The organism is Lysobacterales bacterium, from assembly GCA_016703225.1.
GTDB lineage: Bacteria > Pseudomonadota > Gammaproteobacteria > Xanthomonadales > Ahniellaceae > JADKHK01.
The window spans coordinates 48,417-61,560 of record JADJCM010000002.1; the positions used below are offsets into that span (position 1 = coordinate 48,417).

General features: G+C 65.9%; 14 protein-coding genes. 9 read left to right on the forward strand and 5 right to left on the reverse strand.

Features of this window, described 5'->3' with window-relative positions; genetic code table 11:
• Positions 1-159: 159 nt before the first annotated feature.
• The 4 genes from IPG63_08695 (at position 160) to IPG63_08710 (ending at position 2,080) form a co-directional block, all read left to right on the forward strand.
• Positions 160-465 (forward strand): winged helix-turn-helix transcriptional regulator, encoded by a 306-nt coding sequence (locus IPG63_08695; GenBank protein MBK6727319.1) that lies wholly within the window; start codon positions 160-162, stop codon positions 463-465.
• Between the two features lie 13 nt (positions 466-478).
• Positions 479-847, forward strand: a complete 369-nt coding sequence (locus IPG63_08700; GenBank protein MBK6727320.1) for a rhodanese-like domain-containing protein — start codon at positions 479-481, stop codon at positions 845-847.
• 92 nt (positions 848-939) lie between these two features.
• Positions 940-1,446 (forward strand): hypothetical protein, encoded by a 507-nt coding sequence (locus tag IPG63_08705; GenBank protein ID MBK6727321.1) that lies wholly within the window; start codon positions 940-942, stop codon positions 1,444-1,446.
• 49 nt (positions 1,447-1,495) lie between these two features.
• Positions 1,496-2,080, forward strand: a complete 585-nt coding sequence (locus IPG63_08710; protein MBK6727322.1) for a TIGR00730 family Rossman fold protein — start codon at positions 1,496-1,498, stop codon at positions 2,078-2,080.
• A gap of 1 nt (position 2,081) precedes the next feature.
• On the opposite strand, the gene IPG63_08715 is transcribed toward IPG63_08710, so the two are convergent.
• Positions 2,082-3,197 carry a hypothetical protein gene (locus IPG63_08715; protein ID MBK6727323.1) on the reverse strand — a complete coding sequence of 372 codons (1,116 nt, stop codon included), beginning with the start codon at positions 3,195-3,197 and terminating at the stop codon, positions 2,082-2,084.
• Between the two features lies 1 nt (position 3,198).
• On the reverse strand, positions 3,199-4,602 hold the full coding sequence (locus IPG63_08720) for an MBOAT family protein (protein ID MBK6727324.1): 1,404 nt from the start codon (positions 4,600-4,602) through the stop codon (positions 3,199-3,201).
• Positions 4,603-4,749: 147 nt separating this feature from the next.
• Between IPG63_08720 and IPG63_08725 the strand changes: the two genes are divergently transcribed.
• Entirely contained in the window at positions 4,750-5,511 is a 762-nt protein-coding gene (locus IPG63_08725; protein MBK6727325.1) for a DUF3800 domain-containing protein, read from the forward strand.
• A gap of 147 nt (positions 5,512-5,658) precedes the next feature.
• Here the strand turns inward: IPG63_08725 and IPG63_08730 are convergent, their stop codons facing one another.
• From IPG63_08730 to IPG63_08740, 3 genes are all read right to left on the reverse strand, one after another.
• Positions 5,659-6,309 carry a hemolysin III family protein gene (locus IPG63_08730; protein ID MBK6727326.1) on the reverse strand — a complete coding sequence of 217 codons (651 nt, stop codon included), beginning with the start codon at positions 6,307-6,309 and terminating at the stop codon, positions 5,659-5,661.
• A gap of 75 nt (positions 6,310-6,384) precedes the next feature.
• Complete coding sequence (locus IPG63_08735) at positions 6,385-6,810, reverse strand: TfoX/Sxy family protein (protein MBK6727327.1); 426 nt, start codon at positions 6,808-6,810, stop codon at positions 6,385-6,387.
• Positions 6,807-7,319, reverse strand: a complete 513-nt coding sequence (locus IPG63_08740) for a GAF domain-containing protein (GenBank protein MBK6727328.1) — start codon at positions 7,317-7,319, stop codon at positions 6,807-6,809. The genes IPG63_08735 and IPG63_08740 overlap by 4 nt, the downstream gene beginning before the upstream one ends.
• Positions 7,320-7,381: 62 nt before the next feature.
• On the opposite strand from IPG63_08740, the gene IPG63_08745 reads away from it, so the two are divergent.
• The 4 genes from IPG63_08745 (at position 7,382) to IPG63_08760 (ending at position 13,024) form a co-directional block, all read left to right on the forward strand.
• Positions 7,382-8,125, forward strand: a complete 744-nt coding sequence (locus tag IPG63_08745) for a DUF1211 domain-containing protein (GenBank protein ID MBK6727329.1) — start codon at positions 7,382-7,384, stop codon at positions 8,123-8,125.
• Positions 8,122-8,823, forward strand: a complete 702-nt coding sequence (bioD, locus tag IPG63_08750; GenBank protein MBK6727330.1) for a dethiobiotin synthase — start codon at positions 8,122-8,124, stop codon at positions 8,821-8,823. The genes IPG63_08745 and bioD overlap by 4 nt, the downstream gene beginning before the upstream one ends.
• Positions 8,824-8,892: 69 nt before the next feature.
• Entirely contained in the window at positions 8,893-9,948 is a 1,056-nt protein-coding gene (locus tag IPG63_08755; protein ID MBK6727331.1) for an efflux RND transporter periplasmic adaptor subunit, read from the forward strand.
• 4 nt (positions 9,949-9,952) lie between these two features.
• Positions 9,953-13,024, forward strand: a complete 3,072-nt coding sequence (locus IPG63_08760) for an efflux RND transporter permease subunit (GenBank protein ID MBK6727332.1) — start codon at positions 9,953-9,955, stop codon at positions 13,022-13,024.
• Positions 13,025-13,144: the final 120 nt, after the last annotated feature.

Consider the following 13,144-nt stretch of genomic DNA (forward strand, 5'->3'; position numbering starts at 1 on the left):
GCCTGCTCCGTTCTGTGAGCGCCCAAACATTAGGCGTTGCTAATGTAGTGATCGCTAATCTAGAATGCAAGCGCCGGAGTTTCGGCGGCCAGTGAGCGGGGACCATCGGTGAGCACATCGCGCAAGCGTACGAACCAGCCGCCGCCCATGGCCGCGGCCATGGCCGCGCAGGCCGAACGCGCGACCGAGTTGCTGAAGGCGATGGCGCACCCGCAGCGGCTGCGCGTGCTGTGCCTGCTGGTCGAGGGCGAGCGCTCGGTCGGCGAAATCAACCGCGAGGTCGAGCTGAGCCAGTCGGCGCTGTCGCAACACCTGGCGCGGCTGCGCGACGAGGGTCTGGTAGCGACGCGCAAGGAGGCGCAGACGGTGTTCTATCGCCTGGCCCCGGGCCCGGCGCTGGAAGTGATCCGAACCCTGCACGACGTGTATTGCCCGAGCGGCGCGCGTGCCCGCATTTGCAACTGAGGAGTCGTTGAGAATGTTTTCGCAGTTCAAGGCCCTGTTCGGAATCGGTGCTGCGGCGGTGTCGCCGCAGGAAGCGGTGCGCCGCATCAACGCCGGTGCGCGCGTGATTGATGTGCGCGAGGCCGACGAGTTCGCGCATGGCAGCATCGCAAGCGCACTGAACGTGCCGCTGTCGCGCATCGAGCGCGAAGGACTCGGCGCGCTGCAGGCGGCCGGCATTGCCGCCGACCAGGGCGAGCTGTTGATCATCTGTCGCAGTGGCGCGCGTTCCGGCAGTGCCTGCGCGCGCCTCGGGCGCGAACTCGGCGAACGCGCGATGAACCTGCAGGGTGGCTTGATGGCCTGGGTTGGCGCCGGCCTGCCGCTCGAGCGCCGCGGCTGAATCGCGACACATAGCTTGACCCGCGCGGCGCGCAGCAGGCGCGCTTTGGGCACAGCGCTTGCGTCATCCAGGACAGGTCCGAGGAGGGTGTCATGAGCGCCATCATCACCGACAAGCCACGTGTCGAACTGTTTCGGGATCTGGTCCGCGAAGGCGAGCAACGCGCGCAGCAACCGCTCGACGAAACCCTCGAGAGCTACCTGGTGTTCACCCTGATCGAGCACTTGCGTGATCCCGCCATCGACTCGCAACCGATGGCGCTGGCCCTGCTCGAGGGGCTGGATCAGGTCGGGTCGGTGCGCGGCCAGCACCTGCGCGCGGTCGGCGACCGCTGCCTGCTGATTGCCGGCTTCTATCCGGCGCTGGCCGAGCGGCGCCTGGTGACGCCGCAGTACTACGCCGCGCTCGGTCGTCACGCCTACGAGGAACTGGCGGCGGCGATGCGCGCCTCGCTCGCCGATCTGTACCAGTCGCTGTCCGGGGCCTTCGATTCGCTGGTGCGGGTGCTGGCCGAATGCCGCATGCAACCGGCGCGCGCGCATGCCCCGCTGCCGGCATTCGCCTGTCTGCGAAGCGCACCGCGCACACGCTGCCATTGATGGCGGACGCGCAGCTGCGTATGGTGCGCAGCCCGGAATGGAGCCGACCATGCGTATCTGCGTCTACTGCGCTTCCAGCGCGCAATGCGACCCCGTGTATCACGCGCAGGCGCAGCGCCTCGGCGTCTTGCTCGCCGATGCCGGCTGCACCACGGTCTACGGCGGTGGCGGCATGGGCTCGATGGGCGCACTCGCCGACGGCGCGTTGTCGCGCGGTGGTCGCATCGTCGGCATCATCCCGCGCTTCATGACCGAGATCGAATGGCAGCACCCGGGCGTGGCCTCGCTGGAGGTGGTCGAGGACATGCGCGAACGCAAGCACAAGCTGCTGACCGGTTCGGACGCGGTGATCGCGCTGCCCGGCGGTTGCGGCACGCTCGAAGAAGTCTTCGAGGCGATCACGCTCAAGCGCCTCGGCTTGTATCTCAACCCGATCCTGTTCGTGAATACGCGCGGCTTCTACGACGGCCTGCGCAGCTTCCTCGACCACACCATTCGCGAACGCATGATGGGCGAAGCGCATGCCGCGATGTGGCAATTCGTCGATGACGTGGACGAGGTGCTGCCGGCGATCCGCAACACCGAGTCCTGGCCCGAGGATGCGCGCTCGTTCGCGGCCCTGAAGCCGGGCTGAGTCAGTCGGCCCGCGACACGTAGAGCGCGCGTTCGATCTGTGGCAACAATTGCTGCGTCAGTGCCTTCGCGCCGGCCTCGTTCTGGTGGTAGAGATCCCAGAACATCTCGCAGCGCGTTGCGTCGCCCTGGTCCAGAGCAGTGCTCAGGTCGATGAGCACGATCTCGCCGGAAGCAGCCAGCGGATCCAGCACCCGATGCGACCAGTCGATCGAGCCCTTGGCCATCAATTCCTTGCGCCACAGGTGCGTGATCGGCATCAGCACGATCACCGGCGGCTGCGGCCAGCCCATGGCGCGGATCTGCGCCTGACGAAGTTCCAGCAGCGCGCGCCGTTCCTCGGTCAGGGGAGCGCCGTCGGGAAAACTGAAATCCGGCGAGGCGCCGACGCTGGGCAGCAGCGACTTGCATTGGTCGATCGGCGTCTGCAGTTCCGGTCGCGCGGCGCTGGCCGCGGCACAGGCGGCGACGGTATCGATGGGCAAGCCGCACAGGTCGTGCTGGATGCGTGGTCCGTCGAACAGCGGGTGGCGGCCATGCTCGCGGAACCAGCCGAGGGTGCGGCGCAGTTCGCCGGGCGAGTGCAGCGCGAACTGCACCGCCTGGCGATGCGCGAACAGCGCCGAGTAGACGCCGTAGGTGTCGAGCTGACCGGCAACGAAGTGCGTACGGACCTCGTCGTCGATCGACCAGGGCGAGCGCAACGGCTGCACGATCGCTAGCTCGTAGCTGCCGTTGCTGCGCCAGACCATGTCCGCCGCCGACAGCGCGATGACCGCGCTCTGAACTTCCGGGCGCTCGCGTCGCAGCCAGCGCGCCTGCTCGAAGATCGTCAGCCAGTGCGAGCCGGGCATGCTCAGGTTGGCATGGCGGTGCCCGTGCGCATCTGCCGCCGCGGCAATGGCGGCGTGATCCAGGCCATATTGCGCGCGCGAACTGCCGAGCGTGACGAAGTCGATGCGATCGGGAAACGCGGCGACCGCGTCGCGCATGCGCACGCTGGTCCCGGCATGGCTCTGCGGCGGCAGCAGTCGATCCCAGGCGCCGAAGCGGAACGCGGCTTCGACCAGCAGCAGGCCGATCACCGGAACGAGCAGACGCAGCAGCAACGGGCGCATGTCAGAACTGAAAGTAGATGAAGGGAGCCGAGTACTGCGGCGTGAACAGCACCAGCAGCAACAGGCAGGCGAGGGTGGCGGCGCCATGGACCAGCAGCGGCGCGTCGCCGAGCCGCCGCTTCAGCGCGAAGCGCGCTCCGAGCCAGTGCAGGGCCGTGAACAGCAGCAATGCCGACGCCAGCACGGCAAGCGTGGGGGGCACGCCACCGGTGGAGGCCAGTGACCCGAGCTTGTCGAGGACCAACAGGCTCGAAGCCAGGTCCGGTGCGCGGAAGAAGATCCAGGCGAAACAGACCAGATGGAAGGTGACCGCCCAGCGCAACAGGCGCATGCCGACGAACTCCGATTGCCAGCCCGGGATGCGTGCCAGCAGCGCGCGTTCGAGCGCCAGCCACAAGCCGTGGATGCCGCCCCAGATCACGAAGTTCCAGCTCGCCCCGTGCCAGAGGCCGCCGAGCAGCATGGTCAGCATCAGGTTCACCTGGGTGCGTGTCGGTCCGAGCCGGTTGCCGCCGAGCGAGATGTAGAGGTAGTCGCGCAGCCAACGCGACAGCGTCATGTGCCAGCGCCGCCAGAACTCCTGCAGGCTGGTCGCGACGTAGGGGTAGTTGAAGTTGGCCGGGAAACGAAAGCCGAGCAGCAGCGCGATGCCGATGGCGATGTCGGTGTAGCCGGAGAAGTCGAAGTAGATCTGGAAAGCGAAAGCGTAGATCGCCAGCAGCACGGCACCCGGCTCGGCGCCCGCCAGGTCGTTCCAGATCGGATCGCCGGCGGCGGCGAGCGAGTCGGCGAACACCACCTTCTTGACGAAGCCGAACGCGATCAGGATCAGCGCGTACGCGAGTTCCTTGTGCGCGATGTGCTTGGGATGGTCAAGCTCCTCGAAGAACTCGCTGGCGCGCACGATCGGTCCGGCCACCAGTTGCGGGAAGAAGGCGACGAACAATGCGTAATCGAGCAGGCTGCGGCGTGGCGGCAGGGTGCCGCGGTACACGTCGATGGTGTAGCTCATGCTCTGGAACGTGTAGAACGAAATGCCCACCGGCAGCAGGATGTCGAGCGGCGTCAGCGAGCACGGGCTGCCAGCGGTTGCGGCCAGGCCGTTGGCGCTCGCGATCAGGAAGTTCGCGTACTTGAAGAAAGCGAGCACGCCGAGATTGGCGATCACGCTGAACGCGATCAGGCGACGCCGGTGCGTGGTGCTCGCGAAGTGCAGTCCGATCCACCAGTCGAACACGGTCGAGAACAGGATCAGTCCAAGGAACTGCCAATTCCACGAGGCGTAGAAGTACCAGCTCGCGAGCAGCAGCAGCCACTTGTGTGCGGTCGAATAGCGGCGCAGCGGCGCGGTCGCGGCATAGACCACGACGAAGAACAGCACGAACGCCCAAGAGTTGAAGTTCATTGCCAACGGTCGGACAAAGTCCGCATTCTCGCAGCGGAGCGGCGCCAGGCGCCAGCACCGGGCTTGCTTCGATAGGGTTTCAGGGTGAACTTCGAAAGTTGAAGCCGGATGTATTCTCGGATTCAGCGCAAGAACGAGAGGGCGGACATGTACTTGATGTACGTGGATGAGAGCGGCGACCCAGGGATGAGTGGATCACCAACAGACTACTTCGCGTTGTCCGGCTTGGTCATTCATGAACTCAGTTGGCGCCCAGTGCTGGAGAGGCTTGTGGGGTTTCGGCGCAGGATGCGCGACAAGTTCGGGTTGAAGATGCGCGAGGAGATTCATGCCGCGCACTTCATCAACAATCCGGGTGCGCTGAAGCGCATCCCCAGAAATGATCGACTCACCATCCTCAGGCATTTTGCGGAGGAAATTGCCTCGGCGCACGAGTTGAGCATTATCAACATCATCTTAAGCAAGCAGGAGAAGCACGCGAGCTTTGATGTGTTGGAGGCCGCTTGGCAGGCCCTCTTGCAGCGATTCGAAAACACCATGACCCACAGGAATTTTCCGGGTCCGGCCAATGCGGATGATCGAGGCATAGTGCTCCCAGACGGGCAGCCTTCGAAGATCATTCGTAGCCTTCAACGTCGCATGAGGCACTTCAACCCGATCCCAAGCCGGTTCGGTGGTGCAACCAGGAGAATTAAACTCGTGAAGATCGTCGAAGATCCTGTTTTCAGGGACTCGCGAGACTCCTTGTTGGTACAGGCGGCGGACCTTTGCTGCTTTCTTGCCTATCAGTCCGTTGCCCCCAACTCCTACATGCGCAAGAAGGGCGCCGCAAATTGGATTGATCGCCTGGGTCCTGTTTTGTGCCTCAAGGCGTCTCCTCGCGACGCGCGAGGCATCGTGAGGCTCTGAAAGGAAAAGGGGCGCTTTCGCGCCCCGGGTGGTTCCTACTAGGCAGACTGGCTGCCGCTCAGAGCCAACGCCACCCTACCAGATGTACATATGGAAGCAACGCATTTTCTGTCGCAATCCTAAATTCTCGTGCTGTATTGGCAGGCCTCAGTGCGGCGCCGGCCGCAGCACCAGCGACATCACCGCGATGTAGTGGCTGAGGCTGCCGAGCAACACGAACACGTGCCAGATTGCATGCGCGTAACGCAGGCGCTGGTGCATGTAGAACCAGGTGCCGCCGGTGTAGAACAGGCCGCCGGCGAACAGCCAGCCGAGCGTCCAGTTGTCGAGGTTCTGGAAGATCGGCTTGATCGCGACGATGACCAGCCAGCCCATGCCCACGTAGATCAGTGTCGAGGCCAGCTTGAAGCGGCCGGTGAAAAACAGCTTGAAGATCACGCCGAGCATGGCCAGCGTCCAGATCGTTCCGAACATCCACCAGCCCCAGCTGGCGCGCAGGCTGATCAGCACGATCGGGGTGTAGGTGCCGGCGATCAGCAGATAGATCGCGCAGTGGTCGAAGACCTTGAGCCGCGCCTTCGCCTTCGGGTGCGGGATGGCGTGGTACAGCGTCGACGCAGCGTAGAGCAGGGTCAGGGTGATGCCGTATACGATCGCGCTGCCGAGTTGCCAGCCGTCGCCGTGGATCGCGGCGAGCGTGATCAGCACCGACGAGCCGCACAGTGCCGCGACCACGCCCAGCCCGTGCGTCAGCGCATTCGCGAACTCCTCGCGCAGGGTGTGGGCGTGCGCCGTCACATCTTCTCTCCGGCCCCGTGGGAGCGGCCTCCGGCCCAGTGGGAGCGGCCTCTGGCCGCGATGACAACCCACAACTCAGTCATGGGAGTCCAGCCCGCCGTCCCCGCCAAACCCGGGCGTGCCGAGTTCCTGCACGCCGTGGTCGTCTTCGCGCTCCTCGCGCGCCGGACGATCGCCGGTGTCGTTCTCGGACACCGGGCCGGCGCCGGCGTGGGCCTGTCGCCACCAGGTGAAGTTCTTCTTCGGCAGGCCGGCATCACGTGCTGTCGCCTCGGCCACCAGTTCGCCCTTGCGTTCGGCGGTCAGTGCGGTCCAGTGGCAGTCGAGCACCGCGCCCTCGAGCGCGTAGAGCAGGTTCAGGCTGGGCTTGAAGCCGGCGCGCTTGACCTTCATGAAGGCCTCCAGCGAGCCGATGGCTCGCACCTCGTCGTCGGTCTTGATGCCGACCTGACGCAGCCATGCCGCCGACTTCGGCCCGACGTTGCGGATCTTGCTGCTCATGCGGCGGCCTCGAAGCGGGTCGGGTCGTTGTGCTCGATCCAGGCCTCGACCAGGGCTTCCATGCCGCGCTGGTCGGCCTCGTCGAAGCGGTTTGGCAGCGGGCTGTCGACATCGAACACGCCGATCAGGTGACCATGGCCGTCGAACATCGGCACCACGATCTCGGATGCGGAGGCGGCGTCGCAGGCGATGTGCCCGGGGAACGCGTGCACGTCGGCCACCCGCTGCGTCGTGCGCGTCGAGGCCGCGGTGCCGCAGACACCCTTGCCGAGCGCGATGCGCACGCAGGCCGGCTTGCCCTGGAACGGGCCGACCACCAGTTCGGTGCCATCGAAGAAATAGAAGCCGCACCAGTTCAGGTTCGGCAGCGCGTGGAACAGCAGCGCCGAGAAGTTCGCGGCATTGGCGATGCGATCCGGCTCGCCCGTCATCATTGCGCGCGCTTGTTCCAGCAGCTCGCGGTAGGCACCGGGTTTGTCGCTGCCGTCGGCGGAGGAGATTTCAAACATCGCGCGGGGTCCGACAGGTGAGAGGGGGCGCAGTTTATCAGGCCGCAGGTTAAGCTCTGCGCATGCCCGCCGACCCATCCTCCCTTCCACGCAATGCCCAGGGTTTTCGTGAGCGTGGCGCGCAGGTGACGCGGCTCGAGGCGTTTGTCGATGCGGCGTTCGCATTCGCAGTGACACTGCTGGTGATTTCCTTCGACGGACTGCCGCGCAGTGCCGAGGAGTTGGTCACGGCATACAAAGGCATTCCCGCATTCGCCGCAAGTTTCGTGTTGCTCGCTGGTTTCTGGCGCGCACATGAACGCTGGAGCCGCTGGTACGGGCTCGACGACGGTCGTTCGACGACCCTGTCCTTGCTGCTGGTGTTCCTGGTCTTGGTCTATGTCTACCCGCTGCGCATGTTGTTTGGTGGCCTTTTTCATTTCATTTCCGCAGGTGCGCTGCCGACTGAATTCGTGATCGACAGTGTGGACGATCTGCGATGGATGTTCGGTAGCTACGCGGTGGCATACGGCTCCCTGTCTTTGGTCGTGCTGCTCCTGTATCGGCACGCCTGGAAGATGCGGGAGCAAATCGGACTGGATGCCAACGAGCGCGTTTACACGAGACTGATGATGCTGCTGTGGGGTATCACGATCGCGGTGTCGGTGCTTTCGTTCGCACTCAGTTTGCTGATCGGTCCGGTGCTTCAGCGAGGCTGGATGATCTCTCTGCCCGGCATGGCCTATTGCCTGATGTTCCTGATCTACCCGCTGAGTCTCTGGGGACATCGGCATTGGCGGACCAGGGAAGGGTTGCCGCCCCGATGAGCGCCGCGGTTTCGTGCTTCATCACCGGCACCGACACCGGCGTCGGCAAGACCCACGTCAGCTGTGCGCTGTTGCTCGCGATCCGTCGCCGCGCGCTCAAGGCTTTCGGCTACAAGCCGGTAGCGAGCGGCTGCGTGCGTCGGGGCGAGGAGTGGGTGAGCGAGGACGCGGAGCGACTGCGCGCGTATTCGACCACGCCGACGCCCGATCTTGCATTGATGAACCCGTACGCGCTGCCCGAACCGATTGCTCCGCACCTGGCCGCAGCGCATGCCGGGCGCGAGATCGAACTGCCGCCACTGCTGGCCGCGTACCAGGCACTGGCGCTCGGCGCGCATGCGATCGTGGTCGAGGGTGCCGGCGGCTGGGCGATCCCGTACTCCGACCACCTGATGCAGGCCGATCTGGTGCGCGCATTGCGACTGCCGGTGATCCTGGTCGTCGGCATCCGCCTCGGTTGCATCAACCACGCCATCCTGAGCGAGATCGCGATCCGCGCCGACCGCTGCGAACTCCTCGGCTGGGTCGCGAACCGGGTCGATCGCGATTGCCTGTTCGCCGATGAAGTGGTCGCAACCCTGGGCGAGGAACTCGATGCGCCGTTGCTGGCCGACTGCGGCTTCGGCGCCAACATCGACCTCGCGACTGCACCGTTTGCCCCGTTGCTGGATCGACTCGGCCTGAAACGGGCCTTGTGACTTTCGTTACACGGGCGCTGCACGGGCCTGCTGCTAGGGTGCGGCTGATCCACCGTTCGGGGTACTGGTATGTCGAATCCACGCAAGTTCCTCGCGCTCTGGCTGTGCGCCGCAGCAGTGGCCCAGGCGCAAGGCCCGGGCGGGTCGATGCCGCCGACGCCGGTCGAAACCGCGCGGCCCGAGGTCGAGTCGGTGGTCGATCAGGCGACTGCGGTCGGTACCCTGCGCGCGAACGAGGCGGTGGTCTTGCGTCCCGAAGTCGCGGGGCGCATCGAGGCGATCCACTTCGAGGAAGGCGCGCGCATCGGCCGTGGCGACCCGCTGTTCACGCTCGACGGTGCGATCGCACGCGCCGAAGTGCAGGAGTGGGAAGCGACGGTGGCGCAGAGTCGGCGCGAGGCCGAGCGCGTCACCGACCTGATCACGCGCAAGTTGGCGGCGCAGAGCGACGCCGATGCCAAGCGCTCGACGCTGGCGATCGACGAGGCGCGGCTGGCCTCGTCGCAGACGCGACTCGCCAAGACCGAGATCCGCGCGCCATTCTCGGGACAAGTCGGGCTGCGCCAGGTCAGCGTCGGCGAGTACGTGAACGTCGGCGACGCGCTGGTGTCGCTGGCGCAGACCGACACGCTCAAGCTCGACTTCCGCATCCCGGAGACACAGGCGACGCGCGCCGCGGCCGGACAAGTGGTGCGCATCGCAGTCGATGCGTTTCCCGGCGAGGAGTTCATCGGCAAGGTCTACGCGGTCGATCCGCAGGTCGATGTCGCCACCCGCAGCGTGATGCTGCGCGCGACGCTGGCCAATCCCGGCGGCAAGCTGCGCCCGGGCCAGTTCGCCAACGTGCGGCTCGCGCTCGCCGAGCGCGCCAACGCGCTCACCATTCCCGAGCAGGCGCTGTGGCCGCAGGGCGGCAAGCAGTTCGTCTACTTGGTGCGAGCGGGCAAGGCCGAACTGGCCGAGATCCGCATCGGCAAACGCAGTGCCGGCCGCGTCGAGGTGTTGACCGGCCTGACCGCGCAGGACGAATTCGTGGTCGCCGGTCAGATGAAGATCTTCCCGGGCGCGCCGGTGGCGCCGCTCGCGGCCAAGCCGCCGGCAACGCCGGCGCCGCGCAAGGAGTGAGCGCGTGCAACTTCCCGAGATCTGCATTCGTCGCCCGGTCTTCGCCACCGTCATCAACCTGGTGATCCTGCTGCTTGGCCTGGTCGCGTACCAGAGCCTGCCGGTACGGCAGACGCCGAAGATCGACACGCCGGTGGTGAGCGTATCCACCGCCTATCCGGGCGCCAATGCGTCGGTGATCGAGTCGCAGATCACCAAACCGATCGAGGATGCGCTCGCCGGCATCGAGGGCGTCGACTTCATCACTTCGAACTCGCTTGCCGAGGCCAGCAACATCACCGTGGTGTTCAAGCTCGACCGCGATCCGGACAGCGCCGCCTCCGACGTGCGCGACCGCGTCAACCAGGCCAAGCAGTTCCTGCCGTTCGATGCGCGCGAGCCGATCGTGGCCAAGCAGGAGGCCGACTCGCAGCCGATCATCTGGCTGGCGTTCAACTCCGACCGCCACTCGCAACTCGAAGTCGCCGACGTCGCGCGGCGCCAGGTCAAGGATCGACTGCAGTCGATTCCCGGGGTGGCCGAGGCGCGACTGTTCGCGTCGCTGTATGCGATGCGCATCTGGATCGACGGCGACCGTCTGGCTGCGGTCGGGTTGACGCCGACCGATGTCGAGGATGCCCTGCGTGCGCAGAACGTCGAGATCCCGGCCGGGCGCATCGAGAGCACCACGCGCGAGTTCACCGTGCTCGCCGAGACCGATCTGACCACGCCGCAGGAATTCGCGGCAGTGGTGTTGCGCGACGACCCCGGCTATCTGGTGCGGCTTGGCGACGTTGCGCGCATCGAACTCGGGCCGAGCGATGAGCGTTCGCTCGGGCGCTTCAACGGCAAGCCGGCGGTGCCGCTTGGCATCGTGCGCATGTCCACCGCGAACCCGGTCGAGATCTCGGCGGCGCTGCAGGCCGAGTTGCCACGCATCTCGGCGCAGCTGCCGGAGGGCATGCAGGTCGAAATCGCGTATGACTCGACCATCTTCATCAAGGCCTCGATCGAGGCGGTGTACACCTCGGTGATCGAGGCGGTGCTGCTGGTGGTGCTGGTGATCTTCCTGTTCCTGCGCAGCGCCCGCGCCACGCTGATCCCGCTGGTGACGATCCCGGTGTCGCTGGTCGGGGCCTGCATCCTGATGGCCGCGCTCGGCTTCTCGATCAATACGCTGACGCTGCTGGCGATGGTGCTGGCGATCGGCCTCGTCGTTGATGATGCCATCGTGATGCTGGAGAACGTCCATCGGCACATCGAAATGGGCAAGCGTCCGTTCGAGGCCGCGATCGACGGCGCGCGCGAGATCGGTTTCGCGATCGTGGCGATGACCATCACGCTGGCGGCGGTGTATGTGCCGGTGGCGTTTTCGGCCGGGGCCACCGGCAAGCTGTTCGTCGAGTTCGCGCTGACGCTGGCCGGCGCGGTGGTCGTCTCCGGTTTCGTCGCGCTGACGCTGTCGCCGATGATGTGCTCCAAGCTGCTCGCCGCGCATGGCACTGGTCACGGCCGCTTCTACGAGACCGGCGAGCGTTGGCTCGGCGCGCTCACCGCGTTCTACCGCCGCGCGCTGGTCTGGGCGCTCGGTGCACGCGGCCTGGTCATCGGTGGTGCGTTGGCGCTCGGTATCGCCGCGTTCGGCCTGTTCCTCGGTTTGCCGCAGACACGGTTGCCGTCCGAGCTGGCGCCCAAGGAAGACCCGGGCTTCGTTGTCACCTTCGGCATGGGCCCGGAAGGATCGACGCTTGAATACATGGACCGCTACGCGCGCATGATCGAGGCGAGCTACCGCGAGATCCCCGAGGTCGATCGCTTCTTCCTGTTCGTCGGCTGGCCCGCGGCCAACAACGTGATCTCGTTCCCGGCGCTGAAGGACTGGAGCGAGCGCAAGCGTTCGGCGATGGAGTTGGCCGACGAGATGTTCGGCCGCTTCATGCAGATCCCGGGGGTCATGGCGTTCCCGCAGGTGCCGGCGGCGCTCGGTGGCGGCTTCGACTCGCGCGACTTCGAGATGGTGGTGCAGACCACCGAGAGTTATGAGCGCCTCGGCGAGATCATGGCGGCGCTGACCGAGAAGCTGCGCGCCAACCCGAGTTTCCTGCAGCCGCGTTCCGAGTTCGAGATGAACAAGCCCGAGTTGCGCGTCAACGTCGATCGCGACAAGGCGGCGGCGGTCGGTGCCGACGTGAGCGATGTCGGGCGTACGCTGGAGACGCTGATGGGCGGGCGCCAGGTGACGCGCTTCAAGCGCGGTTCCGAGCAATATGACGTGACCGTGCAACTGGAGAAGGACCTGCGCCAGACCCCGGAAGCGCTGACCCAGGTCTACGTGCGCGGTCGTGATGGGCAGATGGTGCAGCTGTCCAACCTGCTCGAAGTCACCGAGTCGGTGGCGCCGCGCCAGCTCGATCATTTCAACAAGTTGCGATCGGCCTCAATCGGCGCGGGCCTGGCGCCGGGCTACGCGCTCGGCGATGCCATTGGCTTCGCCGCGAAGTCGCTGAAGGAAGTGGCCAAGGACATCGCCACCTATGAACTGTCCGGGCAGTCGCGCGAGTTCGCGCGCGTGCAGGACTCGACCCTGTTCCTGTTCTTCCTGGCGCTGGCCTTCATCTATCTGGTGCTGGCGGCGCAGTTCGAGAGCTTCATCGATCCGGTGGTGATCCTGCTGTCGGTGCCGCTCGCGCTCGCCGGTGCGCTGCTGACGCTGAAGCTGACCGGCGGTTCGATGAACGTGTATTCGAAGATCGGCCTGATCACGCTGGTCGGGCTGATCAGCAAGCACGGGATTTTGATCGTCGAGTTTGCCAACCAGCTGCGCGAGCGCGGCGAGCCCTTGCTGGATGCGGTGCGCGAGGCCGCCGTGCTGCGCCTGCGCCCGATCCTGATGACTACGGCGGCGATGGTGCTCGGGGCACTGCCGCTGGCGCTCGCCAGCGGCGCCGGTGCCGAAGCCCGTCAGGAAATCGGCTGGACCATTGTCGGTGGCCTCGCCATCGGCACCGTCTTCACCCTGTTCGTGGTGCCGGCGTTCTATGTGGTGCTCGCGGGGTTGCGACGGGGCGTGCCCGTGCAGCGTGCCGCTCATGCTTGAGCAGATAGCGCAGGCGCCGCACCACAGTCGTCCGTTCGCCCTGAGCTAGTCGAAGGGCGGCCGCGACATCTCGACAATCCGCGTGCTCGCGGAATCGGTCTTCGGCGGGCTCAGACCGAA

Excerpts from the sequence above, each read along its gene's own strand:
- IPG63_08695 (MBK6727319.1), top strand. The coding sequence starts at position 160 with ATGGCCGCGCAGGCCGAACGCGCGACCGAGTTGCTGAAGGCGATGGCG.
- IPG63_08700 (MBK6727320.1), top strand. The coding sequence starts at position 479 with ATGTTTTCGCAGTTCAAGGCCCTGTTCGGAATCGGTGCTGCGGCGGTG.
- IPG63_08705 (MBK6727321.1), top strand. The coding sequence starts at position 940 with ATGAGCGCCATCATCACCGACAAGCCACGTGTCGAACTGTTTCGGGAT.
- IPG63_08710 (MBK6727322.1), top strand. The coding sequence starts at position 1,496 with ATGCGTATCTGCGTCTACTGCGCTTCCAGCGCGCAATGCGACCCCGTG.
- IPG63_08715 (MBK6727323.1), bottom strand. The coding sequence starts at position 3,197 with ATGCGCCCGTTGCTGCTGCGTCTGCTCGTTCCGGTGATCGGCCTGCTG.
- IPG63_08720 (MBK6727324.1), bottom strand. The coding sequence starts at position 4,602 with ATGAACTTCAACTCTTGGGCGTTCGTGCTGTTCTTCGTCGTGGTCTAT.
- IPG63_08725 (MBK6727325.1), top strand. The coding sequence starts at position 4,750 with ATGTACTTGATGTACGTGGATGAGAGCGGCGACCCAGGGATGAGTGGA.
- IPG63_08735 (MBK6727327.1), bottom strand. The coding sequence starts at position 6,810 with ATGAGCAGCAAGATCCGCAACGTCGGGCCGAAGTCGGCGGCATGGCTG.
- IPG63_08740 (MBK6727328.1), bottom strand. The coding sequence starts at position 7,319 with ATGTTTGAAATCTCCTCCGCCGACGGCAGCGACAAACCCGGTGCCTAC.
- IPG63_08745 (MBK6727329.1), top strand. The coding sequence starts at position 7,382 with ATGCCCGCCGACCCATCCTCCCTTCCACGCAATGCCCAGGGTTTTCGT.
- bioD (MBK6727330.1), top strand. The coding sequence starts at position 8,122 with ATGAGCGCCGCGGTTTCGTGCTTCATCACCGGCACCGACACCGGCGTC.
- IPG63_08755 (MBK6727331.1), top strand. The coding sequence starts at position 8,893 with ATGTCGAATCCACGCAAGTTCCTCGCGCTCTGGCTGTGCGCCGCAGCA.